The sequence below is a fragment of the Micromonospora sp. Llam0 genome (assembly GCF_003751085.1).
GTDB lineage: Bacteria > Actinomycetota > Actinomycetes > Mycobacteriales > Micromonosporaceae > Micromonospora_E.
In genome coordinates this window covers 3,944,131-3,969,855 of the sequence record NZ_RJJY01000001.1, presented here as the reverse complement: position 1 = coordinate 3,969,855, position 25,725 = coordinate 3,944,131, and the positions used below count along the sequence as shown (strand labels likewise).

Here is a 25,725-nt window from a genome sequence, read left to right as displayed (position 1 = left end):
CCGTCGACCGCGGTCGCTGCGGATCAGGAGTCGCCGCCGGTCTCCCCGACCGGAGCGGCGTTGACGTCGTCGATCGCGTACTTCTTGGCGGCCCCCGCCGGCACCTCGGCCGGCACCTCACCGCGCAACGCCAACTGCCGCAGCGTCGCCACGGCCACCGACTCGGCGTCGACGTGGAAGTGCCGCCGCAACGCGTGCCGGGTGTCCGACAGCCCGAACCCGTCGGTGCCCAGCGAGGTGTAGTCGCCCGGAACCCACCGGGCGATCAGGTCCGGCACCGCCCGCATCCAGTCGCTGACCGCGACCACCGACTGCGGCGCGTCGGCCAGCGCCGTGCGCACGTACGGCACCCGCGCCTCACCGCCCAGGTTGAGCAGGTTGTGCTCCTCGCAGGCCACCGCGTCCCGACGCAGCTCGGTCCAGGAGGTCACCGACCACACGTCGGCGGCCACCCCCCAGTCCTCGGCGAGCAGCTGCTGCGCCTTGAGCGCCCACTGCATACCGGTGCCGGAGGCGAGGATCGTGGCCCGGGGCGCTTCGCCGCCGTCGGCCCGACTCACCTGCGGTGCCGCCGCGTACCGGTAGAGCCCCTTGAGCAGGCCCTCCACGTCGAGCCCGTCCGGCTGAGCCGGCTGCACGATCGGTTCGTTGTACACCGTCAGGTAGTAGAAGACGTTCTCCGGTGACTCGCCGTACATCCGGTGCAGGCCGTTCTCCACGATGTGCGCGATCTCGAACGCGAACGCCGGGTCGTAGGCGACCACCGCCGGGTTGCTCGCGGCGAGCAGCTGCGAATGGCCATCCTCGTGCTGCAGGCCCTCGCCGTTGAGCGTGGTCCGCCCGGCGGTGGCCCCGAGGACGAAGCCGCGGGCCATCTGGTCGGCCGCCGCCCAGAACGCGTCGCCGGTGCGCTGGAACCCGAACATCGAGTAGAAGATGTACAGCGGGATCATCGGCTCGTCGTGGGTGGCGTACGACGTGCCGGCGGCCGTGAACGACGCCACCGAGCCGGCCTCGTTGATCCCCTCGTGCAGGATCTGCCCGGCGGTCGACTCCTTGTACGACAGGAACAGCTCCCGGTCCACCGCGGTGTACTTCTGCCCGTGCGGTGAGTAGATCTTCTGCGTCGGGAACAGCGAGTCCATGCCGAAGGTCCGCGCCTCGTCCGGGATGATCGGCACCCACCGCTTGCCGAACTCGCGGTCCTTCATGATGTCCTTGAGCAGCCGGACGAAGGCCATCGTGGTGGCGACCTTCTGCTTGCCGGAGCCGCGTTTGACGTCACCGAACCGCTCACTGCCCGGCACCGCCAGCGGGCGGGCGGCGGTCCGCCGGGTCGGCACGTACCCGCCGAGGGCCTTGCGGCGCTCCTGCAGGTAGGTCATCTCCGGGGAGTCGTCGGCCGGGCGCAGGTACGGCGGGAGGTACGGGTTGGCCTCCAACTGCTCGTCCGGCACGTCCAGGTAGAGCCGGTCCCGGAAGGTCTTCAGGTCGTCCAGGGTCAGCTTCTTCATCTGGTGGGTGGCGTTGCGGCCCTCGAAGTGCTCGCCGAGCGTCCAGCCCTTGATCGTCTTGGCCAGGATCACCGTCGGCTGGCCGGTGTGCTCGGTGGCCGCCTTGTACGCCGCGTACAGCTTGCGGTAGTCGTGACCGCCGCGCTTGAGGTTCCAGATCTCGTCGTCGGACAGACTCTCGACCATCTTGCGGGTACGCGGGTCGCGGCCGAAGAAGTGCTCCCGCACGTACGCGCCGGACTCGGCCTTGTAGGTCTGGTAGTCGCCGTCCGGCGTGGTGTTCATCAGGTTGACCAGCGCGCCGTCGGTGTCCGCGGCGAGCAGCGGATCCCACTCCCGACCCCAGACGACCTTGATCACGTTCCAGCCGGCACCCCGGAAGAACGCCTCCAGCTCCTGCATGACCTTGCCGTTGCCGCGCACCGGGCCGTCCAGCCGCTGCAGGTTGCAGTTGATCACGAAGGTGAGGTTGTCCAGCTCCTCGCGGGCGGCCACCCCGATCGCGCCGAGCGACTCCGGCTCGTCCATCTCACCGTCGCCGAGGAACGCCCACACATGCTGGTCGGAGGTGTCCTTGATACCCCGGTGCTGCAGGTACCGGTTGAACCGGGCCTGGTAGATCGCGTTGATCGCGCCGAGGCCCATCGAGACGGTGGGGAACTCCCAGAAGTCCGGCATCAGCCGCGGGTGCGGGTACGACGGCAGCCCGCCGCCGAGCCCGGCGTGCGACAACTCCTGCCGGAAGCCGTCGAGGCGCTGCTCCGACAGCCGGCCCTCGACGAAGGCGCGGGCGTACATGCCGGGGGAGGCGTGCCCCTGGAAGAAGATGTGGTCACCGCCGCCGGGGTGCTGCTTGCCACGGAAAAAGTGGTTCATCCCCACTTCGTAGAGGGATGCCGCGCTGGCGTAGGTGGAGATGTGGCCACCGACGCCGATCTCCGGCCGCTGCGCGCGGTGCACCAGCACCGCGGCGTTCCACCGGATGTACGCGCGGATCCGCCGCTCGATCATCTCGTCGCCCGGGAACCAGGGTTCGCGTTCCGGCGGAATCGTGTTGATGTAGTCGGTGGTGGTCAGTGGCGGCACCCCGACCTGGCGCTCCCGAGCCCGTTCGAGCAGGCGCAGCATGACGTAGCGGGCGCGTTTGGCGCCGCGTTCGTCGATCACTCCGTCGAGTGACTCGACCCATTCGCTGGTTTCTTCAGGGTCGATGTCCGGAAGCTGGCTCGGCAGGCCGTCGCTGATCACCGGGCGCTTGCGTTCCGTGGCCACAGGCGTTCCCTCAGTTGTGTGTGGGATAGGTCTCTACTGACCATCCTGCCCCCTGGAGGCCGGTTGCGTCACGCGCGGTCGCCATAGAGGCGATCTGGGACACAGGTACCAGACGGTAACTTCCGGCCGGCTCCGGCCCCGGCTCCGACCGCCCGGCCGGCCGTCTCGACCAGCGAGTCGGCCGCCGTCAACCGGCGAGGAAGGAGAACCGGACCTTGCGGTCGGCGTTGTCCCCGTTCGGGTCGACCAGGCAGACCGACTGCCAGGTGCCGAGAGCGAGCCGGCCGTCGAGCACGGGCAGGGTGGCGTACGGGGCGACGAACGCCGGCAGCACATGGTCCCGGCCGTGCCCGGGGGAGCCGTGCCGGTGCTGCCAGCGGTCGTCGGTGGGCAGCAGTTGGTCCAGGGCGGTGAGCAGATCGTCGTCGGAGCCGGCACCGGTCTCGATGATCGCGATACCGGCGGTGGCGTGCGGTACGAACACGTGCAGCAGCCCGTCGCCACGTCCGGCGACGAACCGTCCCGCCTCGGCGGTGATGTCACGCACCACGGGTCGGGAGCCGGTCCGGATGGAGATCACGTCGGAGTCCATGCCTGCCAGTGTGGCAGCCGGGCCGGCCGGATTCCTCACACGGCGATGTCGCGGCGGGTGAAGCGCCAGGTGCCGGCGGCGACGCAGACCGCGGCGAAGCCGGCGAGCAGCAGTACGCCGCCGAACTGCACCCCGTTCACCAGCGGATCGCCGGCGAGGTACCAGTGGAACGGAGAGATGTCGCGGGCCCACGCCAACGCGTCGACCTGGGGCAGGACGGCATTCGCGAGGTAGCCGAGCACGGCGACCGCCGCGCCGACGCCGAGCGCCGTCGCCCGGCTGCCGGTCGCGGCCCCCACGCCGTACGCCAGGGCGGCGAACGCGGTGCCGAACAGCACCAGATGCAGGGTCATCGCGGCCAGCGCACCGACCCCGACGGCGGTGAACTCGGCCGGACCACGGATCGCGACCAGGGCCAGCCAGAGCAGCGCCCCGGTGACCACCAGCCCGACCACCAGCGCGGCGAACCGCTGCAGCGCGGCGCGGACCCGGCTGACCGGGTGGGCGAGCAGCAGGTCCAGCGAACCGGTCTCCTCGTCACCGGCGATCGTCCGGGCCCCGGCGGCGATCCCGAACACCGCCACGAGCAGGGGGATGAGCAGCCCGTAGACGGCGCTGCCGAGATAGCCGGCGGGACTGGTGACGTCGTTGAAGTTGAACGCCTCCAGCATCCCTTCCGGGTAGGCCGACATCGCCTCGGCCATCTCCGGTGTCTGCATGGTCGGCCAGAAAGCGGCGTACATGGTGCCGACGGCTGCGATCGACACCGCCCAGCCCAGCATGGACCGGCGGTTGTCGCGCAGCGCCTTGGTGAACGGGTTACGCAGCAACACCGTCGGTCTCCGTCCGCTCGTAGTAGGTGAAGAAGAGGTCCTCCAGGTCGGGCTCCTCGGCCAGGAAGCTGACGACGGTGTGCCGGCTCGCCGCCTTGATCAGCGGATCGGCCCGCCCGTCGAGCCGGCAACTGAGCCGGGTGTCGTGCACGACCACGTCGCTGAGCCCGGGGACCGTCGCGAACTCGTCGGCCGGCACCGGGGCGTCGAAGACGATCTCGATCCGGCGTACCGCCCGTTCCCGCAGGTCCTCGACCCGTTCGACGGTGACCAGCCGGCCGTCGCGGATGATGCCGACCCGGTCGGCGGTCTGCTGCACCTCGCTCATCACGTGCGAGGACATGAAGACGGTCTGCCCGGCGGCCTTCGCCTCGCGGACCATCGCGACGAACTCCTGCTGCAGGAAGGGGTCCAGTCCGCTGGTCGGTTCGTCGAGGATGAGCAGCTCGGGGGAGTGCATGAAGGCCTGCACGACCCCGACCTTCTGCCGGTTGCCCTTGGACAGCCCTTTGATCCGCCGGCCGAGGTCGAGGTCGAGTCGGTCGGCCAGCTCGGTGATCCGCGCCTTCGGCACACCGCCGCGCAGGTTACCCAGATAGGTGAGGAGTTCATGGCCGGTCTGCCGGCCGTCAACGATGAAGTCGCCGGCCAGGTAGCCGATCCGTCGGCGGAGCGGGATGCCGTCGGCGCGCGGGTCGAGCCCCAGCACCCGGACGGTGCCGCTGGTCGGCCGGATCAGATCCAGCAGCAGCCGGATGGTGGTGGACTTGCCGGCTCCGTTGGGGCCGAGGAACCCGTACACCTCGGCGGTCTCGACCTGAAGGTCGAGGCCGGTGAGGCCGCGGTTGCGGCCGTACGTCTTGATCAACTGCTCGGTACGGATGGCCGGGTCAGCCATCGGACCTCGCCTCCTCGGTTTGAGTCTGACGGCGCTCCGCCTCGAAGCGCGCGACGATCGACGTCTGTGACGATCAATGGGTGTTATGAACGTTCAGAACGTACCGAACCTTATGCTATCCGCTGCCCGCAAGTGACCCCGCCTGGCGGCGTGGCGGCGCTGCCGTCCAAGCCGCGCCTGGCGGCGCGGCTGCGCTGCCGTTTGCCGGGCTGCCGCGTAGCATCGCGACCATGACCTCCCCGGCCACCAGCGGCGCTGCAGTCTGCCCCGACCCGGCCCAGCGGCGGCCCGCTCGCCGCCCGGTGGCCGCGCCTGGCGGGCGTCGGTAATGCTGTCCGACGTGACCACCCCGCAGGACCTCGACGAACGGTTCCGCACCGCGGTCGCCGCGATGGACACCGCGCCGGACCGACGGGCACCCGAACAGCCGGTACGCGACGGCACCCTGCTCACCGGGCAGTCCGCGCTGGCGCTGTTCGACGCCCAACTCACCAGCCGCCATCTCGACCTGGCCAAACGCTGGCTGCGCAGCTTCGGAGAAGGCTTCTACACGCTCGGCTCGTCGGGCCACGAGGGCAACGCGGCGCTGGCCGCCGCCGTCCGGGTGACCGACCCGGCGCTACTGCACTACCGGTCCGGGGGCTTCTACTGCGCCCGGCTCGCCCAGGCCGGTCTCGCCGACGGCCACGAGCCCGGCGTCGAGCCGGGCCTTCGCCCCGGCGGGGCCGACCCCGGATCCGGCGTCGACGTCGGTGAGCCCGGCGCCGACCCGGTCACCGACGCCGCCCGGGACGTGCTGCGCGGTGCCGTCGCCTCCGCCGCCGACCCGACCACCGGCGGCCGGGGCAAGGTGTTCGGCAACACCGCCATCAACATCGTGCCCACCTCCGGCACCGTCGGCGGGCACCTGCCCCGGGCGGTCGGGACCGCGCTCGGCATCGACCGGATGCGCCGGATGCTGCCGACCGTCCGGCAACGTCAACCAGGGCTGGCCCGGTCCGCCGCAGCCGGCCGGCCGTACCTGGAACCCCGGCTGCCCTGGCCGGACGACGCCATCGTGGTCTGCAGCTTCGGCGACGCGGCAGTCAACCATGCCGCTGCTACGGCGGCGTTCAACACCGCTGGCTGGGCCGACCACGCGGGGCTGTCCACGCCGGTGCTGTTCGTCTGTGAGGACAACGGACTGGGTGGCAGCGTACGGTCGCCGGACGGCTGGGTCGCCGAGACGCTGCGCTCCCGACCAGGGCTGCGGTACTTCGCCGCCGACGGGTGCGACCTGGCGGCCACCTACGACGTCGGCGCCGAGGCCGCCGCCTGGGTCCGCGAGCACCGCCGGCCGGCGGTGCTGCACCTGTCCACCGTCCGGCTGATGGGGCACAGCGGCGCCGACGTCGAATCGGCGTACCGGTCGGCCGAGGAGATCGACCGCGACGTCGCCCGAGACCCGCTGGTCGGCACCGCGCGGCTGCTGGTCGCCGCCGGCCTGGCCAGTCCCGACGAGATCATTTCCCGGTACGACGAAGTCGGCTGGCAGGTGCGCAAGGTCGCCGAGGAGGTCATCGGGGAGGCCAAGCTCGACACCGCCGGACAGGTCGTGGCCACCATCGCCCCGCGCCGGCCGATCCGGGTCGCCCGGGTGGTCGCCGACACCGGTGCCCGCGCGGCCGGAGCGGCGGCCACCACCCGCGCCACCACCCTCGGCACCCGGCTGCCCGAGGAACGCGGGCCGATGACCCTGGCCCAGACGATCACCGCGGCGCTCGCCGACGGTCTGCTGGCGTACCCGGCGATGACCGTGTTCGGTGCCGACGTCGCCGCCAAGGGCGGCGTGCACGGCGTCACCGCCGGGCTGCAGGACCGGTTCGGCGTCCAACGCGTCTTCGACACCACCGGCGACGGCACCACGGTCCTCGGCATCGGACTCGGCGCCGGACTGGCCGGCCAGCTGCCGGTGCCGGAGATCCAGTACCTGAGTTACCTGCACAGCGCCGAGGACCAGCTGCGCGGCGAGGCCGCCGCGCTGCAGTTCCTCTCCCGGGGCGGCTACCGCAACCCGATGGTGCTGCGCGTGCCCGGTCTCGCCTACCAGGAGAGCCTCAGCGGGCACGTCCACAATGACAACTCGTTGGCGGTGCTGCGGGACGTACCCGGCCTGGTGCTGGCCGTGCCGGCCCGGGCCGACGACGCCGCCGGGCTGCTGCGGTCCTGCCTGGCCAGCGCGGCGGTCGACGGCAGTGTGTGCGTCTTCCTGGAGCCCGTCGCCCTCTACGAGACTCGTGACCTGCACAGTCCGGACGACGGACTGTGGCTGGCGCCGTACACCCCGCCAGGGGAGTGGGGTGCCCGGCACATCCCGGTCGGCCGGGCCCGCAGCTACTCCATCGGCAGCGGCGAGGACCTGACGGTGATCACCTTCGGCAACGGCGTACGGATGTCGTTGCGGGTCGCGGCCCGGCTGGCTGCCGAAGGGGCCGGCTGCCGGGTCGTCGACCTGCGCTGGCTCGCGCCGCTGCCGGTGGCCGACATCATCCGCGAGGCGACGGCCACCGGCCGGGTACTGGTGGTCGACGAGACCCGCCGATCCGGCGGCGTCGGTGAGGGGGTGCTGGCAGCGCTGGTCGAAGCCGGGTACGTCGGAGCCGCCGCCCGGATCGCGGCATTGGACACCTACGTCCCGCTCGGCCCGGCCGCCAACCAGGTGCTGGTCGGCGAAGATGCCATCACCCAGGGTGCCCGAGCGCTGCTGGCACGGTAAATTCCGGTGAACTCGGTGCGCCACTTGCGCCGGGCGGCACAACTGTGTGAACTACCCGCTATCGGTGTCCGACGGATACCGGCAGCTCAAGACGAGGAGGCAAGTAACAGTGAGCGCGACCGCTGGTCAGGCCGCCGACGGCGTACGGAGCCTGGCGGACCGGTTCGGCATCGAGCCGGGCATGGTGGTCATGGAGATGGGTTACGACGACGACGTCGACCAGGATCTCCGCGACGCCCTGACCGACCGCTGTGGCGAGTTGGTCGACGAGGACACCGACGAGGTCGTCGACGCGGTACTGCTGTGGTACCGCGACGGTGACGGAGACCTGTTCGAGTTGCTCGTCGACTCGCTCGGCCCGCTGGCCGACAACGGGGTGGTGTGGCTGCTGACGCCCAAGGCCGGGCGTGACGGCCACGTCGAGCCGAGTGACATCAGCGAGTCCGCGCCCAGCGCCGGACTGCAACAGACTTCCATGGTCAACGCCGGCAAGGACTGGAGTGCCGCCCGGCTGGTGCTGCGCCGTGGGGCCAAGGCCAAGAAGTGAGTGAAGGAGCGCACATGCCCGTCGAGGTCGGCACGCCGGCACCGGAGTTCACCCTCAAGAACCAGAACAACCAGGAGGTGCGGTTGGCCGACTTCCGGGGTCGGCAGGCGGTCCTGCTGATCTTCTACCCGCTCGCGTTCACCGGCACCTGCCAGGGCGAGCTGCAGGAGGTCCGGGACAACATCGACGCCTACGTCAACGACGACGTGCAGACGCTCACCGTCAGCGTGGACTCCGTCTACACCCACAAGATCTGGGCGGAGCAGGAAGGTTTCCAGTTCCCGCTGCTCGCCGACTTCTGGCCGCACGGCGCGGTCGCCCAGGCGTACGGGGTGTTCAACGACGCCGCCGGGATCGCCAACCGGGGCACGTTCGTGATCGACAAGACCGGCGTGGTCCGCTTCGCCGAGATGAACGGGCCGGGCCAGGCCCGTGACCAGGCCGTATGGCGTAAGGCGCTGGCCGACCTGGCCGACTGACCAGCGTCCGGCTTGCGGGACCCGCTACCGTCCAGCGGGCCCTGCAGGCCGGGACGGGACCGTTTCCGGCGGTACGGTCGTCGACCGCAGGGAACTCCGTCGCGCCGTGCCGGAAGCGGCAGGGTAAACTGGCCGCCGCCGGGCCGGCGATTCTTGTGATGCCCGGGCGCGTAGCTCAGTGGGAGAGCACTCGCCTTACAAGCGAGGGGTCGCAGGTTCGAAACCTGCCGCGCCCACCATCTGACCAGCACGCGAACAGGGCACCGGATGCCCGGTGCCCTGTGTCGTCTCAGTTTCAGTCTCAGTTAGTCGTCTGTCGTCTCATTCGGCTCCCAGAGCAGCCCGGCCACCTGGTCGGCGATGCCGGATACCACGCCCGGTGCCAGATGCTGATAGCGGGTCGTCATCGCCATCTGAGACCAGCCCATCACTTCCATGACCGCGCGGGTCGGCACGCCGAGGACCAACAGAATCGTTGCGGCGGTATGCCGTGCGTCGTGCAACCGCGCGTCCCGTACGTTCGCCTCCCTCAGTAGCGCCTTCCACGATTCGTGATCCGCTCGCGGGTCGATCGGCCTGCCGTTCGGCTGGGTGAACACCCAGCCGCCTTCCTGCCAGAGCTGCGCGGCCACCTTACGTTCCTTCTCCTGCATCGCCTTGTGCTGTTTGAGCGCGTCCAACAACGGCCGGGGAATGCCGACCGCACGCCGTCCGGCACGCGACTTCACGTCGACCTCTTTCAACCCGCCACCGTGGCGCTTCGGACATTTGCTAGCGTGCCGCGTGCAACCGGCCGGGCAGAGCGGCGGGCACGGCTGCCTGTGCCGTCGACAGTCCGGCGGGCAAGGGTCGACCTTGTGTAGTCGCTTCCCGCACTCGTGCGGGTCGTCGCATCCGTGCAGCCACTTGTGCCGCTGTAGCTGACGCGGGGTACGGAGCAGTCCCCGGTCAAGGTCGATCCGTCGCCATTTGAGTCCGAGCGCTTCCCCCTTGCGTAGACCGAGCGCCAGGGCCAGGGCGAAGCGGACCCCGTTGCGCTGGTTCGCGGCGGCGGTCAGGATGCTCTGCGCTTCCTTGACGGTGAACGGCTCGATCTCCTGCTCATCAACTCGGGGTGCCTTGGCGAGCTGGGCGACGTTGCGCGCGACATGACCGCGCCGTAGGGCGACGTTCAGCGCGGTCTTGATTGTCCGGTGTGCCTGGTGAGCGGTGCCCGGTGCGCTCCCGGACCGGATCATCTTCGCGTACAGCTTTTCCAGGTGCTCCGGCTCCAGGCGGTCAAGCCGGTGAGCGCCGATGCCGGGAATCAGGTGCTTGTACACAGCGGCCCGGTAGCCGACCGTCGTCGTTTCCCTCACCGACGGCGCGGCAATCGTCTCCACCCAGTGAGTCAGCCACTTCTCTACCGTCCAGCGTTGGCCGGTCTTGCGGACGGCACCACCGTCGCGTTCCCGTTCCAGCGCGCGAACCTTGCGGATGACCTCGGCTTCGGTCTTGGCGGACACGTGGCGGCGGTCCGGGCGACCGTTGTCCTTGACTCCGACGGTGACCCGGCCGTGCCAGTGTAAGTAGTCCCAAGTCCCGTGGGTGACTGTGTGTAAGTCGGACAGTTGGTGCGTGGTCGGGCGGCTGTGATGGTGTTGGTTGGTGGCTGTGACGGTTTCGGTGGGTGCTGCGGTGGAGGCGGATGCTGACGCCGGGTTGCGGGATGTGCTGGCTCGGGTGGTGGAGGCCAACGAGCGGTGGGAGCGGTTGGCTGGGCAGTTGCGGGCCGAGGACGCTGAGTTGCGGGCGGAGAATGGGCGGCTTCGGGCGGAGAACGAGCGGTTGTCGGCGGAGCTGGCGGTGTTGCAGCGGCTGGTGTTCGGCCGTTCGTCGGAGCGGGTCCGGCCGTCGTCGCCGGTCGACGGTGACGGTGACGGCCAGGGTGGACATGGCGGTCAATCTGACGGGCGGCAGTCGGGGAAGGCGACGCGGCGGGGGCCGGGTGGCCGGGCCGGCCGTAGGGACTACTCGCACCTGCCGCGGGTGGAGGTGCTGTGGGACTTCACCGGGGGCGGGTACTGCTGCCCGGATTGTTCGTCGCCGTTCGAGGCGTTCGGTGATCACGCCTTCGAGCAGGTCGATTGGCGGGTGACGGTGCGGGTGGTGGTACACCGCCGCCGCCGGTACCGGCGGCGTTGCCGGTGTGCGGGAGCGAGGACGGTGACCGCACCCGGGCCGCCGAAAGCGGTCGGGAAGGGCCGGTTCGGTAACGGCTTCATCGCGATGCTGCTGGTCGAACGGTATGTGGCCGGGCGTTCCCAGAACTCCCTGATCGCCGGGCTGGCCCGTCACGGGGCTGACGTCAGCGGGTCGACGCTGGTCGGGACCTGCACGGCGGCCGGGGCGCTGCTCGCGCCGCTGCAAGAGGCGATCGTCGCCCGTAACCGTGATTCGTGGCATCTGCACGCTGATGAAACCTCGTGGCACGTGTTCACCCCCGATACCGGTGACGGGCCGGCCCGCTGGTGGCTGTGGGTGTTCATCGGCGCGGACACCACCTGTTTCGTGATGGACCCGACCCGCGCCGGGGTGGTGCTGGCCCGGCACGCCGGGATCGACCCCGACACCGGGCAGTTGACCCCGCACGACGACGGCGGGCCGCGCGGGCTGGTCGTCTCCAGTGACTTCTACACCGTCTACGCCTCGGCCGGGCGTAGGACCGACGGTCTGACCAACCTGTACTGCTGGGCGCACATCCGCCGGTACTTCGTGCGCGCCGGGGACGCGAACCCGACCCAACTCGGGTACTGGACCCGCGACTGGCTGGACCGGATCAAGGCCCTCTACCACGCCCACGACGAACTGACCGACGCGTGGAACGCGTCCACGGCCGCCACGCCCGGACGCGCCGCGACCGAAGCCGCCACGCGGCTGGCTGACGCGTACACCGCCTGGGACACCGCTCTGGACGCGATCGACACCGCCCGGCAGGCACAGATGGCCAGCCCCGGGCTGCAACAGCCGGCGAAGAAGGCCCTGGCCACCCTGGACCGAGAATGGGACGGCCTGACCGCCCACCGCGACCACCCCATGATCAGCCTGGACAACAACGCCAGCGAACGCGCGCTCCGCAGACCGGTCGTGACCCGCAAGAACGCCTACGGCTCCCGCACCGACGACGCCGCCCGCCTCGCGGCCACCGTCTGGACCGTCACCGCGACCGCCGAACAGGCCGGCCTCAACCCGCTGACCTACCTCACCGCCTACCTCGACGCCTGCGGCCACCACGGCGGCACACCATTGACCGGCCCGGACCTGGAACGATTCCTACCCTGGACCGCGTCTCCCGCCGACCTGCACACCTGGGCCCAGCCACCACCGACCGGCTGACACCCACCACCACCACCACCACCACAACGGCGCCGTCACCACAACCGGCCGCGCCGGCCGTCGGTATGCCCACCTATCCGCGTCACCCACGAGACTTGGGACTACTTACGTGCCAGTAGCCGTCATTGGGGTCTGTAAGAACAACTTGACAGACCCGCACCCGGCCGAGACTTGAACCTGTTCCCAGATCGTTATCAATACACGCCGTGATGGATTCATTGCTGCGTAGCCGCTAGTTGGGAGTCGTCCTCAGCCACATATGTCTATATGGGGCTTATGTGCTACCGATAGCGATGATGCGGTCATCGTCTGCGCAACTGCGAGTCATGTTCGTGGTATCCGCATATGGAAGTTCAACGATAAACTTGTTGTGCAACCTCGTACAGCAAAGTGTTGATCGAGATTGCAGGATGCAAATTGCGGCTGCGGGTGTTGAAGCACCGCAGCCACGAGTCCCCGTCAAACCGGTGGAGGAGGAACATGAGGACTCACCTCAGTATGGGATGGCGCCAGATCGACCGCATCGCCAGTATCGGCATCGTCGCCCTGGTAGGGTTAGGGGTGGCGTTGATCGGCGCACCTGCGACTGCGGCACCTGTGCGTGTCGAGGTGGATGCAGCCCTTGCTGCTTCCGCAGCGAAGTCGCCTGAGGCCATGGCGGCAGCTCTGGCATGGACGACGACCGTGTTGCCGGATGGAACGACCATCGTAGCTCGAGCGGTATCGCCCGAGGAGATCGTTGCCCGTGGGATCGCCAAGCCAGGCACAAACATCTTGGTCATCCCACCGAAGTTTGTCGACAATCCTGGGGCCGCACCGGTCAAGCGGCCTGCGAGTGACCGGGTGTCGCCGGCTGCGGTCGTCTGCTGGGACATGTACTATTGGTTCGGTGCCAATCCGGACGGAACCTACCTCGACCTCTATACCCGGCAGAACGTGTTCTACTGCGCCGACAATACCTGGATCAGCTCAACGTCCACGCAATGTTCGCAATTTGACGGCGGCTATCCCACCTACGAGGCTATGGGTTGCTCGGACACTCAAAGTTATGGCGTGGGTTGGAGCGAATGGCACGTCAGGACGACTGGAGTCCATTGCCCGTACTGGAATATTGTGTGGGGGTCATGCCTTTCGACCGACACCATGGTTCGCAAGCTGAGTTGGAACGGCTACGGTCAGTACACTGTCATTGAAAGCATCTAGAATTGAATAGTGGTCGAGAATTTGAGGAAAGAGAGGGTGTCATGACTGGCAACGCAGAGGGCAGGCCGCAGCGGACCCGTGGAAACAAGGTGATCGTAGGCGTGCTTGCGGTCGTAGTGGCCCTAGTTGCTGTCTATATTGGCGGGGCGATCGCCTTTGGTGCCTTCCGTGGCGAAGGGTCGGGCGGGTCGCCCAGTGACGGAATCAGCCAATCCCCCGCTACAGGCCAGTAGCGCACACGCTTTCCTGGACTCGACCTCTTTTGCAGTAGCTACTTCAGGACAGGAGTCCTGGACGTCTCGGCGTCCGGGACTCCTGCGTAGCGTGGGTCTGTCAAGTTGTTCTTACAGACCCGATTCGCGGCTCCAAGATCCGCCACCCGGATTACCCGTTCAAGGCTGCATGACGAGGCACTAGCTGCTGTACTCGTCTGTAGCAAAGTCGGCATATGAGATCGGCAAACGAGGTGGTCGTTCAGGCCTGTCGCGCCGCGTACCGGCGGGTGTGTAGGTTGCTGCCGACACTGTGATGGCGCGAGTCGGGCGAGCGGGAACGCGGTTAGCGAAGGCATGGGAGGAGCTGTATGGCATCAGCCCCAATGCTAGCGAGGCGTATTGGTTGGCAATTCTGGCAGTTGAGGACGCTGCCATACCCGTGGTTTCGCCCGGCCACTCAAGAGCGACACTGGGAACAGTGCTTAGACAACTTGAGGATCAAGGGGACTGGAGGCTGCCGATGGAGCGCGAGCATAACTCCGCTCCTTCGTTCCAGGTCGCGATTGGCATGCTACGGATGTTGTGGCATGGCCAGCATGATCGTCACGGCGGACAGCCTGCGGTGCCAGGGAATGTATCGATAGGCGAAGCTCAGGTAGCCGTGTCTCTGGCGGTCACGTTGGTCCAGTGGTTTGATGGCAACTTGATCGGACGTACACCTCGTACGTCCTGATCTGACAAGGTGGCCACTCCTCTCAGCTACAGAGGACATGGGCGGACTGCCAGGAGCCCGGTTGCTGTCGACAGCAGCGGTGACAGCAACGGGTCCGGACGTCAGGGCAGCGTCAAAGACGGAGGGAACAACGGTGCCGACGGCTGCGGCGAGCTGCCACCCGGCAGTCTCAGTTTCAGTCTCGTTCACCGCTGTTCGGGGCGGTCCGGCGAGGTCTTCGGCTCAGTCGTGGTCCTGGTCGCGGGCGGTGCCGGACCAGGGCGGACGACCGGGAGTGAATCTTACAAGCGAGGGGTCGCAGGTTCGAAACCTGCCGCGCCCACACTCTGACCAGCACGCGAACAGGGCACCGGATGCCCGGTGCCCTGTGTCGTCTCACTTCCTCGCCCGCGACGATGGTCGCCAGTGGACGCTTGTGCTCCTAAGCCGCCGAATGAGAGCGGCCGGCTCAAGCTGCCTGCTGGCTTGAGCTAGTTCCGGGCGCGCAGCGAACAGTCGCCAGCTACTGGCTTGAGCCAGTTGAGGTAACATGGAGCGTGCTGTTGACCCCCCAGGGACAGGCGGGCAGACATGGACGAGCCGACCAGCACAGACAAGCGACCACCCAGCCGTCGGATAGCCGATGACCTGCGCCTGAGCATCCAGGCGGGGGAGTTGGCACCCGGAGACAAGCTGCCTTCTGAGCGGGACCTTGCCGCCCGGTACGGCACGGCACGCAACACCGCCAGGGAAGCGATCAGCATCCTGCAAGGGGAGGGCCTGGTCGTCGCGCAGCACGGGCGCGGCGTCTACGTCCGGACCAGCCGACCCCTGATGCGCCTCGGTGCCAACCGCTACTCCCGACAGCTGCGCAACGAAACGGGACTGTCGCCGTTCCGCATCGAAGTCACGAAACAGGGCCGCGTGCCCAGGACTGAATGCCGGTCGGTCACCCGTGACACCCCGCCGCCGGACGTCGCCGAGCGCCTCGGCATCGACGCGAACGCCGCGACCGTCATCCGGCGGGAGAACTGGTACTTCGCCGATGACGAGCCGGTACAGGTCGGCGTGACGTACATCCCCGCCGACGTCGCCGATGGATCGCCGCTGGCGACTGAGCGGACCCTCGGCGAGGGCAGCATCTACGCGAGGTTCGAAGAACTCGGCCACCGGATCACCCGCATCAGGGAAGAGATCTCGGCCCGGATGCCGTACCACGACGAGGTCACCGGGTTGGGGATGCCGCCCGGCGTCCCGGTCATCGAGGTGCTGCACACCAGCTTCGACGAGCAGCACAAACCATTCGAGGTCACCAGATTCGTGATGCGCGGCGACCTGAACGGACTGGACTACGACATGCCCGTAGAGGACTGACAGGATCGCCTGATGAGTCGAGGCAGTCTCGTACGGCTGGTGATGCTCGCGTTGCTCTGGGGGTCAGGATTCCTCTGGATCAAACTGGCGCTACGCGGCTTCACGCCGGTGCAGATCGTTCTTGTCCGCCTGGCCCTCGGTGCGCTGGTGCTCATCCCAATCGCCCTGCACCGAGGGCTGCGGTTCCCGGTCGACCGGGCAACGTGGGGGCATCTGTTCGTCGCGGCGCTGGTCGCCAACGCGATCCCGTACACCCTGTTCGGCATCGGGGAGCAGACCGTTGATTCCGGTGTCGCCGGGGTTCTCAACGCGACCACGCCGCTGTGGACAGCGCTGATCGCCTTCGTGGTCGGGACTGACCGCACAGCGACGTGGTCGCGGGGAGCAGGACTGACCCTCGGCTTCGTCGGCGCAATGGTCATCTTCACGCCGTGGAAGTCGGCCAGCGAGGTCGCCAGTTGGGGAGGGCTGGCGATCCTGGCCGCATCCGCCAGCTACGGAATTTCCTACGTCTACATGGGCAAGTTCCTGACCAACCGGGGAATCCCGCCGATCATGCTGTCAGCCGCACAGCTCACTGCCGGAACGATCCTGATGGTCCTGGCCCTGACCCTCGGCGGCCTGACCGTGCCAGACCTGCGCTTCGACGCGGTGATCAGCCTGCTGATCCTGGGTGTCCTCGGCACCGGGGTCGCCTACGTGCTCAACTACCGGCTCATCACCGACGACGGCCCTACCCTCGCATCCACGGTCACGTACCTGCTGCCGGTCGTCGCGGTCGTACTCGGCTTTCTGGTCGTCAACGAGCAGATGACAGCATCCATGGTCCTCGGGATGCTCCTGGTCCTGGCGGGCGTCGCGCTGGTGCAGCGCCGACCTCAACGGAGCAAGGTCTCTGATCCCCTGCCACTCGGAAGGAACCGGAATGGTGGTCGTTGACTCGGACTTCGTCCGACTGATGCGCAGACTTCGACAGGAACACGGGATGTCGTTCCGGGATCTGGCAAAGAAAGCGTACTTCTCGCGTTCCTACCTGTGTGAGGTGGAGAACGGCAAGAAACCGCCCAGCCTGCACCTCGCCAAAGCGCTGGACGCCTGCCTCAACGCCGAAGGTCAGCTCACGCGACTCGTGACCACCGGTCCCGATGGCCAGGAACGCGAGTTCCCTTTCCGATCCGCAGCGTCAGGGGACGGCCCGGACCGCGACGTCGAAGCATGGCGTACGCGCTCGACGTGGCCAGCGCAGCTGGGCGGACCAGCGCCTGTCAGCGTATCCCAATGGGCGCAAGTCGCGACGATGCTCTACGACGTCTTCGTGCGTAGCCGGCCACCGCTCATGCGCCTCGGACCAGTCCGATACGCGAACTCCTCCGTACGGCAACAGCACTTGACACCGTTCGCTGTCGAGGCAACCATGCAGGGACGCGCACCACGGGTCGAATGCCGCGCCGTATCCCGGAAGCAAGCGCCGCGCGACGTAGCCGCCATGCTCTCCCTGGACCTGGGCGACGCCGTCGTTCTTCGAGAGAACAGGTACCTTGCCGACGGCAGGCCTGTCCAACTCGGGCATACCTACCTGCCAACGAGCGTAGTCGGAACCTCAGCCCTTGCGACCGAACTGGACTTGGGGCCAGGCGGCAATGCCACGTAGCCTAGTACGGCAGCCGCCATTAGGGCTGTGACCAGGTAGGACGCGTTGGCGGGGGTGGTGCAACATGGGCGCAGCCGCCTGTTGATCATGTGTTTGTGAGAACTACAAGATCGAAGGCGGCTGCTGCTGCCAGGGTAGCGGCTGACCGGGCGGCGCGCGCACAGGGCAACCTGTTGGAGCGGGTGCGGTCGTGTTTCGTCCAGACGCGGACGTGGCTGCACGCCGGCCGGTACATGTCGGCGCTGGTCAGCAGGATGCCGAAACGCAACGGCTGGACCATCGCCGAGCACGTCGGGGACGCCACGCCGGACCGGACCCAGCGGTTGTTGAACCGGGCGGTGTGGGACACCGAGGGCGTGGCGAGCCGGGTGCGGCGGTACGCGGCCGCCGGGTTGGACACCGCTGCGGCCGTCCGGCGGCGGCGTGGGCTGGCGGTCGGGGCGTTGGACGAGACCGGACAGCCGAAGCAGGGCACCGGGACGGCCGGGGTGAAACGGCAGTACATGGGCTGCGCCGGTCGGGTCGCCAACGGCATCAACACCGTGCACCTGGCCTACGTGCGGGAACGGACCGGCCACGCCCTGATCGCCGCCCGGCAGTGGATCCCCGCCGAGCAGGTCACCGACCCGGCCACCGCCGGACGGACGGGGCTGCCGTCGGACGCGGAGTTCCGTACGAAGGGCCAACTCGCGATCGACCTGTGCACCCAGGCGTACGCCGACGAGCTGACCTTCGACGTGATCCGCGGTGACGAGGTGTACGGCAACTGCACCGAACTGAGGGAGTTCCTCGAAGCCCGTGGGCAGGCGTACGTGCTGCGGGTCGCCTCGACATTCATGGTCCGGACGCCGTCCGGTGACCGGCTGACCTGCGCGCAAGCCGTTGACCTGCTGGTCGGTGGGGCCGGTCGGGGCTGGCAGGTCCGCTCGGCCGGCGCGGGGTCGAAGGGACACCGCTGGTACGCGTGGGCGTGGATCGCCACCGCCTCACCCCGACACCATCTCCTCGTCCGCCGTCACCTGGCCACCGGTGAACTGGCGTTCCACTACTGCTTCGTGCCCGAGGGGCAGCCGGCGGTCGTGTCGCGGCTGGTCCGCGCCGCCGGCCTGCGGTGGCCGGTCGAGGAATGCTTCGAGTTCGGCAAGGACCACTTCGGCCTGGACCAGTGCCAGGCCCGCCTCCACGACGCGATCGCCCGGCACACCGTGCTGGTCATGGCCGCCCTCGCGGTCTGCGCGGTCACCGCCGCACAGCTACGCCACCGCACCGACAGCCAGGCACCCCCGCCGACCACACCCGACCAGCCACCACCGGCCGAACCCGGACTGATCCCACTGACCGTTCCCGAGATCGGACGACTCCTCGCCAACGCACTCCACCACCCACAACCACCCGACCACGCCCTCAACTGGCTCACCTGGCGACGCCGACACCAGGCCCGCGCCCGCTGGCACCACCAACGTACCCGCCTCAACCACGAATACGCCCTGGTCAACTAGCAAATGGCGGCTGCCGTACTAGGTTGATCTTGATGGTGGCTGGACCCGATGGATGTGGATGGTCGGTGGACGCTGGTGGCGGATGCTGGCCGGTTCGTGGGGTTTCTTGACCCGGTACTGGTTGTGGCGGGCGCGTTTGACCGCGCGGGGGCAGGTGCGTTCGCGTCGGGTGGGGATCAGGAGAGCGGCGATCCGGGCGAGGTGGGTCGGTAGCTGGTCAGCCCAGTCCTGAGGGGGGAATGTCCGCCGTGCCGGTGGCGGTGCGGCGGATCAGGCGCAGGGCTCTGGTGAAGGAGATCCTGTCCGGATCGAGGTCGGCGGCGGCGGACGCTTTCGCTGTCAGCGCGCTGATCGCGTGGTGGACGATCAGGTAGGCCCAGATCTCCTGATGGGCCAGGTCCGGCAGACGGGACCGCAGCACCCGTCCGGGACCACGGAGGTGGGTTTTGAGCTGGTCGTTGGCGGTTTCCTCCTCCCACCGCTCGTGGTAGCCGCCAGCTAGTTCGTCGGCGTGGGCGTCGGCGGGGTCGACGATGGTGGTGATCAGGGCGATCAACTCGCCGGTGCCGTCGCCGACGCGGTCGGGAATGTCGTACTCGACCACCCGGGCGAGGTGGACGACCGGCAGGCCCCGGTCGTCGAACGCGTCGGGAACGCTGTTGATGTCGGTCAGGTCAGCTCCGGCGCGGGCGGCCGCGAGCAGTCGTTCCCGTCGACCGCCACGGACGGTCGGTTTGATCAGGACGGTGAGATAGGTGCCGTCGGACAGGATCTTGACCACGGGCAGGTCGAGCTGGGTCGGGGCCCGCCACAGCAGCGCGGCGCCGGTCGCGGCGGCGGTGTCCCACGCCTGCCAGGAGTAGAACCCCCGGTCGGCGGTGAGTAGTTCGTCGGACCGTAGCCGTGGGTACAGCCGCTGCGCGAGGGTCTTCTCCCCTTCCGGGTAGGCGCCGATCTCGGCGGCGACGAAGGCGTGGGTGCCGCACTCCGCGAGGGCCACGACCCGGGCCTTCGGAAACGCGGAACGGTTGCCCCCTGACCCGGCGTAGCCGAACTCGGCCGCGTTGGCCGTGCTGTCGGGCACATCGACGGTGAACCCGTCGATCGCCAGCAGCCGCCACCGGCGTAGGAACGACCCCCGCGCGGTGCCCAACGCGCCCGCCGGCGCTGTCGGGCCCGCCTCGCCCGCGACCGGCCCGCACGTGCGCTCGAACAGCTCGGCGAACACCCGGCGGCCCAACCGTTTCCGCGCCTGGCTGATGGCACTCGAGGTCGGCACGCTCCACGCCGCGTCCCAGCACCCGAACCGGTCCAACGACCCGGTGACCCTGGTCGCGACCTCGGTGTAGTCATCGTCGGGGAACAACGCCAACCCCAACGTCAGGTAGGTGCTCACGTGCGCCGGCAGTTTCCCGTCCGACCGCTGCTCCCGCACCCCGCACACCTCGATCGCGGCGTCGACCTCCTCCCGCGACACCTGCGAGATCAGCACCCCGAGCGTCACCTGATCCGGCCGTACCACTGGACGGTCCACCACATCCACCGACATGACCCGTGATCAAAACAGTCAGCCGAGCCGTGGTCGTCCCGCCACGCCGCACCGCCCAGGAGTCCACATCAAACCCGCAGGTCAAACCCAAGATCAACTTAGGCTACGTGGCATTGTTGTGTCCCGAACGCGAAAGGACAGGAATATGTAGGAATATCTGTCTTGCGGCGATGCTGTACGGAAGATGAAGGTTTGGCCCTTCGGAGTCGCTCTGCTGGGGGAGGCTTCAAACCACCTCATGCTGCATTAGCTGAAGACTGTTGTGGTGAACGATGGGGAAAGGCATCCATTCGAGATGTCAGGTGGGGGTCGGGAAGGCGAGCGAAAGCGAATCGCTGATGACGTGTCGAAAATTAGAAGGCGACATCGAAACCGGGGTGTCAATGCGATCCCGGGATGAGTCTGGCGGGGACCAGTTTACTGGCCAGGCGGTGTCCGGCATACAGGCGACGCGAGCCCGACCTGCGGCTTTCGTGCGGAACGGGAGAAGGCGTGTGAGGAAACTACCCGCCGCTGCTGGGGCGGGTGAGAGGGAGCGTTCCGGGCGGCCCGAAGCCGTGAGGGATTGAGTACCGTTGCCGATCGCGCTGGCGGACCGACTCGTAGTAGTGGCGAAGCTCCTGTAATAGGGGTGGAGCGAAGGGGTCGGGTCGTTCGTGGCTGGTTTACCCGATCAACCGGCGATTGCTGGGAGGAGTCGTGTGGATGAGTTGAAAGCACCAGGCAAGCCGTTCGTTGTTTCGAAGCGGGCTGTCTGGGAGGCGTACGAGAAGGTGAAAGCGAACAAGGGGGCGCCGGGGGTGGATGCGGTGTCTTTGGCGGAGTTCGAGAAGGATCTGAAAAACAATCTCTACAAGATCTGGAATCGGATGTCGTCAGGGACGTATTTTCCTCCTCCGGTGCGGGCGGTCGAGATCCCGAAGACTGGGGGAGGCGTGCGAACGCTCGGTGTTCCCACGGTCGGGGACAGGATCGCGCAGACGGTGGCGGCGCGGGAGGTGGAAGCGCGGGTCGAACCGATCTTCCATCCGGACTCGTACGGCTACCGGCCTGGGCGGTCGGCGACCGACGCGGTAGCTGCCTGCCGGAGGCGGTGCTGGCAGAACGACTGGGTGATCGATTTGGACATCCGGAAGTTCTTCGACACGGTCTCGTGGGAGCTGCTGCTGAAAGCGGTCGCTGCGCATACCGACAAGCCCTGGGTTTGGTTGTACGTGGAGCGCTGGCTGAAGGCTCCGCTGCAACTACCCGACGGCGTTCTTCAAGAAAGAGATCGAGGCACTCCGCAAGGGTCCGCGATTTCACCGGTCCTGGCTAATCTGTTCCTCCATTACGCGTTCGACGCGTGGATGACAAAGGTATTCCCCGTCGTCCGGTTCGAGCGGTACGTGGATGACGTGGTCGTGCATTGCGTCAGTGAACGGCAGGCGCGTTACGTGCTGGCCGAGATCACGAAACGGATGACCGAGGTCGGGCTTGCTCTGCATCCGGAAAAGACCCGGATCGTCTACTGCCAGGACGACAATCGGCGTGGATCGTACGAACACACCGACTTTGTGTTTCTCGGCTACGGGTTTCGGAGGCGATCCGCGAGAACAAAGGAAGGAGTGATGTTTCTGTCGTTCCTCCCGGCGATCAGTAACCAGGCTCTGAAGAAGATCGGTTCCCAGGTGCGGTCATGGCGACTGCACCATCGCACCAGCCTTACCGAAGCGGAACTCGCGCAATGGATAAACCCCATTGTGCGGGGGTGGATGAACTACTACGGGGCGTTCTATCGATCATCCCTGTATCCCCTCCTGGAACGCATCAACGCCTACCTGTTGCGGTGGGTCCGTCGGAAGTACAAACGGTTGCGGGGCAAGAGGAAAGCCCGTTCGGCATGGAACAGAGCCGTCCAGAAACGCCCGAGGGCCTTCGCCCACTGGGCGTGGGTCACCCACGCGCCTACGGTCTGGTGACAAGAGCGACAAGAGCCGTATAACGGGAGACTGTTACGTACGGTTCTGTGAGGGCCCGGGGGTGAGATCCCCCGGGCTACTCGGCGGGACAGGGCAGTGTTTCACGATCTGGACGCGTCGCTCGCCGCCCTCGTACAGGGCGAGCTGGCGTTGCCCGGCATCACCGTCAGCTTCGCCACACCGGACGACCAGTTCCCGCCGTCGGGCGTCACGCTGCCCGCGATCGCGTTCTTCCTCTACGACGTCCGGGAAAACCACGAGCTGCGGACCAACCAGTGGGAGAACACCCGGCAGGAGTCCGGGATGATCACCCGCCGACGGGTGCCGGCCCGGGTCGACTGCTCCTATCTGGTCACCGCGTGGCCCAACGACAGCGCGCCCAACCCGGCGCAGGACGAGCACCGGCTGCTCGGCGACGTACTGCGGGTGCTACTGCGCCACCGGGAGATCCCCGCCGACTACCTGCGGGGCGACCTGGCCGGCCAGCAGCCACCGCTGCGCGCGATGGTCACCGCCGAGAGCCGACTGCAGGGCATCGGCGAGTTCTGGCAGGCCATGGGCGGTCGACCCAAGGCGGTTCTGCACTACAGCGTCACGCTCAGCGTCGACGTGTTCGAATCCACGCCGGTCGGGCCCGAGGTGACCGGGACGGTCATCCAGGTCGGCCAGGGCGTGACCCACGAGTCCTGACGAGGGGGAGTACCCACAGATGCCGCAGTATCTAGTGCAGCCCCGCAAAAGTTCTTGATGGGTCATGCTGCCTTGAGAGGGCGGCCGTCGTAGGTCCAGCGGAAGGGCTTCGCGGTCCGGTTGTAGTGGGTGAAGTACTTGATGATCTTGTTGGCGAGGTGCTCGCGGGAGGTGAACTCTCCCCGGCGTAGCAGTCGCCGGGTCAGGATCGAAAAGACCAGTTCGTCGGGTAGCCCCGGCGCATTGCTGCGCCGGGGCCCCCTCAGAACCGGCCATGCCCGCTTTCCGGGCAACCGGCTCAAGCAAGCCCTGGAGGCTCGCGGGTGGGCGGAAGTGCTGGGCTGCCGTTGCTGGTGGTCCGGCGGTGGCAGTGGGTGTGTATGAGGCGGTTGGCGACGCGTTCGTCCGGTGTTCCCGCTCCCCAGACGGTGACCGCGTGTCTGCGGACCGCTCTGCGGGTGGCGGTGAGCCATTGTTCCCACTCACGTGGGCTTCGCGGCTCGTGGTCGGCGTGCAGCAGCAGGTCTCGGCAGATCGGACACCGGCCGTGCTGGGCTCGCAGGAGCCGTTGCGTGGTGATGTCCACCGGGAGATTGCTGCGGCGACGCCGCCGGGTCCAGTAGTCGGTCAGGGTCGGGTCGTCGGGTGACGCCGTCCCTGCGACCATCCGGTGCCGGACAATCGGAGTCCAGGCGAACTTGCGCAGGTAGTAGCCGGTTTCCCGGCTCCCGAATACCCACCTGTCACGCCGGGACGAGTTGAACTCGCCGAAGTACCGGGCTACCACCCAGCGTCTCGGCTTGTTCGCGTGGGTGAACCTGGCCCACTTGTAGACCAGTTTCCACGCGTGGGCGTCCAGCGCGTTGAACACGCGTTTGGACACCCCGATCCGGTAGTAGGCGCACCATCCGTTGATGATCGGGTTGAGCTTGCCGATCATCGCGTCGGCGTTGGACCCGCGCAGGGCCCGCACCTCCACGGACAGGCGTCTGCGGATCCGTCGCACCGCGTCGTTACTCGGCTTGGTCAGCAGCTTGCCGTTGGGGTAGCGGCGGATGTTGAACCCCAGGAAGTCCACGCCCTCGGTCAGGTGCGTGATCCGGGTCTTGTCCTCGTTGAAGACCAGACCCCTGGGCGCCAGCCATCCGGCCAGTGCCGCCTTGACCTGTTCGGCCTGCTCACGGGAGTGACACAAGGCGATCAGATCGTCGGCGTAGCGGACCACGACCGGGCAACCGTCCATCGTCTTCCCGGCACGGGTGCCGGTGACGTGGTAGCGGACCCCGGCCGCAACCTCCATGCCGTGCAGAGCAACGTTCATGAGCAACGGACTGATCACCCCGCCCTGGGGAGCGCCCTCCCCGGTGGGGGTGAACCGGCCGTCCTCGACCACGCCCGCTTTCAGCCACTGCCGGACCAGTCCCCGTCCGGGGAACCAGCCCAGCGACCGGCAAATGTGGTCGTGGTCGAGCCGGTCGAACGCCGCCGCCAGGTCGGCGTCGAGCACCCACAGCCGTTTGGCGTCGGTGCGGCTCGACGTCGTGTGGATGGCCACGATGGCGTCGTGGCAGCCACGACCCGGTCGGAAGCCGTAGGATTTCGGCTCGAACCGGGCCTCCCATTCGGGCTCCAACGCGTTCACCGTCAGGGCTTGCAGCGCCCGGTCAGCGATCACGGGAATCCCGAGGCCGCGACGGCGGCCGTTGCTCTTGGGCACATACACGCGCTTGACCGGCAGGGGAGTCCACGGCTTGGCGTCGTTCTGGATCCAGTCGGCCAGTTCGGCCTTCTGCTCCCCAGTCACCACGACCTGCCGGTCCACCCCGGCCGTCCTGCGACCAGCATTGCGCTCCGTCACCCGCCGCACCGCCACCACGGCGTTGCTGCGCGAGCGGAGCATCAACTTCTGCAAGTTCCGGACCTTCTTCAGGTCCCCGTCCCGCGACGCCGCGAAGATCCGCTGCCGTAGCCGCCGTACGTTGTCCTCGCAGGTCCGCCAGTCGATGGCGTCCCAGCCAGCAGGATCGTCCTCCGGTCCGTTCACGTCGAGAGCCGCCATCGCCAAAGCGAAGGCATGAGCTGTCATCGTGTCTAACTTGCCCTTCGGTTCCGAAGCTGTGGTCAGCAGTAGCTCCGCAGGCTCACCCGACCCGCGTCAGCGCCCTTTCAGGCCAGGGCACATGCCCTTATCCGGCCGGTTATCCGGCGACCGCTGGCGGAGGAGCCAGCATCACCGCCGCCGGTTTCCCGCTGCCTTTCGGCCACCGGCATTCGCTTCTCGGGTCGTCCTGCGCCCGCTGGGACATCGTCCGCCCTCACAGGCGGCCTACCAGCCGAATCACTGTCCGTCTGGACCCCATCGGGGTTGTCACGTTCCGCATGAGACAGATACGACCGGGTAGGGCGCCCTCTGAACCCCGGGGACGGTGGTGCGCTCCCGCCCGGCTAGATTCCTCCGAGCGGCACCTGCCGCCTTGCAACGGCTGGCCCCTGTCTCCCGCTGGCGCGTCCCATCGAGCGGAAGTGCCTATGACGAGGCGTCATCGAGGGTTCACTTGCGTTCACCCGTCCGGTCTTCCCCAGCCGGTAACCTCTGGATGGAACAG

General features: G+C 67.8%; 19 protein-coding genes and 1 tRNA gene. 12 read left to right on the top strand and 8 right to left on the bottom strand.

Going from position 1 to position 25,725, the window contains the following annotated elements; genetic code table 11:
* Positions 1–23: 23 nt before the first annotated feature.
* The 4 genes from aceE to EDC02_RS17305 form a co-directional block, all read right to left on the bottom strand.
* Positions 24–2,786 (bottom strand): pyruvate dehydrogenase (acetyl-transferring), homodimeric type, encoded by a 2,763-nt coding sequence (gene aceE / locus EDC02_RS17320; RefSeq protein ID WP_123602857.1) that lies wholly within the window; start codon positions 2,784–2,786, stop codon positions 24–26.
* Between the two features lie 187 nt (positions 2,787–2,973).
* A complete protein-coding gene (locus tag EDC02_RS17315; RefSeq protein WP_199757666.1) occupies positions 2,974–3,378 on the bottom strand; it encodes a YjbQ family protein in 405 nt (134 codons plus the stop codon).
* A gap of 35 nt (positions 3,379–3,413) precedes the next feature.
* A complete protein-coding gene (locus EDC02_RS17310; RefSeq protein WP_233605983.1) occupies positions 3,414–4,211 on the bottom strand; it encodes an ABC transporter permease subunit in 798 nt (265 codons plus the stop codon).
* Entirely contained in the window at positions 4,198–5,109 is a 912-nt protein-coding gene (locus EDC02_RS17305) for an ABC transporter ATP-binding protein (protein WP_123602856.1), read from the bottom strand. The genes EDC02_RS17310 and EDC02_RS17305 overlap by 14 nt, the downstream gene beginning before the upstream one ends.
* 391 nt (positions 5,110–5,500) lie before the next feature.
* Between EDC02_RS17305 and EDC02_RS17300 the strand changes: the two genes are divergently transcribed.
* The 4 genes from EDC02_RS17300 (at position 5,501) to EDC02_RS17285 (ending at position 9,129) form a co-directional block, all read left to right on the top strand.
* Entirely contained in the window at positions 5,501–7,864 is a 2,364-nt protein-coding gene (locus tag EDC02_RS17300; protein ID WP_370461547.1) for a transketolase C-terminal domain-containing protein, read from the top strand.
* A 109-nt stretch (positions 7,865–7,973) separates the two neighbouring features.
* Positions 7,974–8,411, top strand: a complete 438-nt coding sequence (locus EDC02_RS17295; RefSeq protein ID WP_123602854.1) for a DUF3052 domain-containing protein — start codon at positions 7,974–7,976, stop codon at positions 8,409–8,411.
* 14 nt (positions 8,412–8,425) lie between these two features.
* Positions 8,426–8,890, top strand: a complete 465-nt coding sequence (locus tag EDC02_RS17290) for a peroxiredoxin (protein WP_123602853.1) — start codon at positions 8,426–8,428, stop codon at positions 8,888–8,890.
* 164 nt (positions 8,891–9,054) lie between these two features.
* Positions 9,055–9,129, top strand: a tRNA-Val gene (locus EDC02_RS17285).
* A gap of 66 nt (positions 9,130–9,195) precedes the next feature.
* On the opposite strand, the gene EDC02_RS17280 is transcribed toward EDC02_RS17285, so the two are convergent.
* Positions 9,196–10,395 carry a site-specific integrase gene (locus EDC02_RS17280; RefSeq protein WP_233605982.1) on the bottom strand — a complete coding sequence of 400 codons (1,200 nt, stop codon included), beginning with the start codon at positions 10,393–10,395 and terminating at the stop codon, positions 9,196–9,198.
* A 142-nt stretch (positions 10,396–10,537) separates the two neighbouring features.
* Here EDC02_RS17280 and EDC02_RS17275 point away from each other — a divergent pair, with 142 nt between their 5' ends.
* The 6 genes from EDC02_RS17275 (at position 10,538) to EDC02_RS17255 (ending at position 18,919) form a co-directional block, all read left to right on the top strand.
* On the top strand, positions 10,538–12,265 hold the full coding sequence (locus EDC02_RS17275; RefSeq protein ID WP_199757460.1) for an IS66 family transposase: 1,728 nt from the start codon (positions 10,538–10,540) through the stop codon (positions 12,263–12,265).
* 480 nt (positions 12,266–12,745) lie between these two features.
* Positions 12,746–13,468, top strand: a complete 723-nt coding sequence (locus EDC02_RS39580) for a hypothetical protein (protein ID WP_148083494.1) — start codon at positions 12,746–12,748, stop codon at positions 13,466–13,468.
* A 1,518-nt stretch (positions 13,469–14,986) separates the two neighbouring features.
* Positions 14,987–15,769, top strand: coding sequence for a GntR family transcriptional regulator (locus tag EDC02_RS17270; protein ID WP_123602852.1), 783 nt, complete (start codon positions 14,987–14,989; stop codon positions 15,767–15,769).
* Between the two features lie 12 nt (positions 15,770–15,781).
* Positions 15,782–16,708, top strand: coding sequence for a DMT family transporter (locus EDC02_RS17265; RefSeq protein WP_123602851.1), 927 nt, complete (start codon positions 15,782–15,784; stop codon positions 16,706–16,708).
* Positions 16,695–17,420, top strand: coding sequence for a helix-turn-helix domain-containing protein (locus tag EDC02_RS17260; RefSeq protein ID WP_123602850.1), 726 nt, complete (start codon positions 16,695–16,697; stop codon positions 17,418–17,420). Before EDC02_RS17265 ends, EDC02_RS17260 begins: the two co-directional genes overlap by 14 nt.
* Positions 17,421–17,515: 95 nt before the next feature.
* The gene (locus EDC02_RS17255; protein ID WP_233605981.1) at positions 17,516–18,919 is read left to right on the top strand and encodes an IS701 family transposase; all 1,404 of its coding nucleotides are present in this window, start codon (positions 17,516–17,518) and stop codon (positions 18,917–18,919) included.
* Positions 18,920–19,136: 217 nt separating this feature from the next.
* Here the strand turns inward: EDC02_RS17255 and EDC02_RS17250 are convergent, their stop codons facing one another.
* On the bottom strand, positions 19,137–20,453 hold the full coding sequence (locus tag EDC02_RS17250; RefSeq protein WP_233605980.1) for an IS4 family transposase: 1,317 nt from the start codon (positions 20,451–20,453) through the stop codon (positions 19,137–19,139).
* A gap of 716 nt (positions 20,454–21,169) precedes the next feature.
* On the opposite strand from EDC02_RS17250, the gene ltrA (EDC02_RS17245) reads away from it, so the two are divergent.
* Both ltrA (EDC02_RS17245) and EDC02_RS17240 read left to right on the top strand, forming a co-directional pair.
* A complete protein-coding gene (ltrA, locus tag EDC02_RS17245; protein ID WP_123601879.1) occupies positions 21,170–22,429 on the top strand; it encodes a group II intron reverse transcriptase/maturase in 1,260 nt (419 codons plus the stop codon).
* A 96-nt stretch (positions 22,430–22,525) separates the two neighbouring features.
* Complete coding sequence (locus tag EDC02_RS17240) at positions 22,526–23,119, top strand: DUF4255 domain-containing protein (protein WP_123602848.1); 594 nt, start codon at positions 22,526–22,528, stop codon at positions 23,117–23,119.
* Between the two features lie 62 nt (positions 23,120–23,181).
* On the opposite strand, the gene EDC02_RS17235 is transcribed toward EDC02_RS17240, so the two are convergent.
* Together EDC02_RS17235 and ltrA (EDC02_RS17230) are read right to left on the bottom strand one after the other, a co-directional pair.
* Positions 23,182–23,421, bottom strand: a complete 240-nt coding sequence (locus tag EDC02_RS17235; protein ID WP_233605726.1) for a hypothetical protein — start codon at positions 23,419–23,421, stop codon at positions 23,182–23,184.
* The gene (ltrA, locus tag EDC02_RS17230) at positions 23,418–25,205 is read right to left on the bottom strand and encodes a group II intron reverse transcriptase/maturase (RefSeq protein ID WP_123600919.1); all 1,788 of its coding nucleotides are present in this window, start codon (positions 25,203–25,205) and stop codon (positions 23,418–23,420) included. The genes EDC02_RS17235 and ltrA (EDC02_RS17230) overlap by 4 nt, the downstream gene beginning before the upstream one ends.
* Positions 25,206–25,725 lie beyond the last annotated feature (520 nt).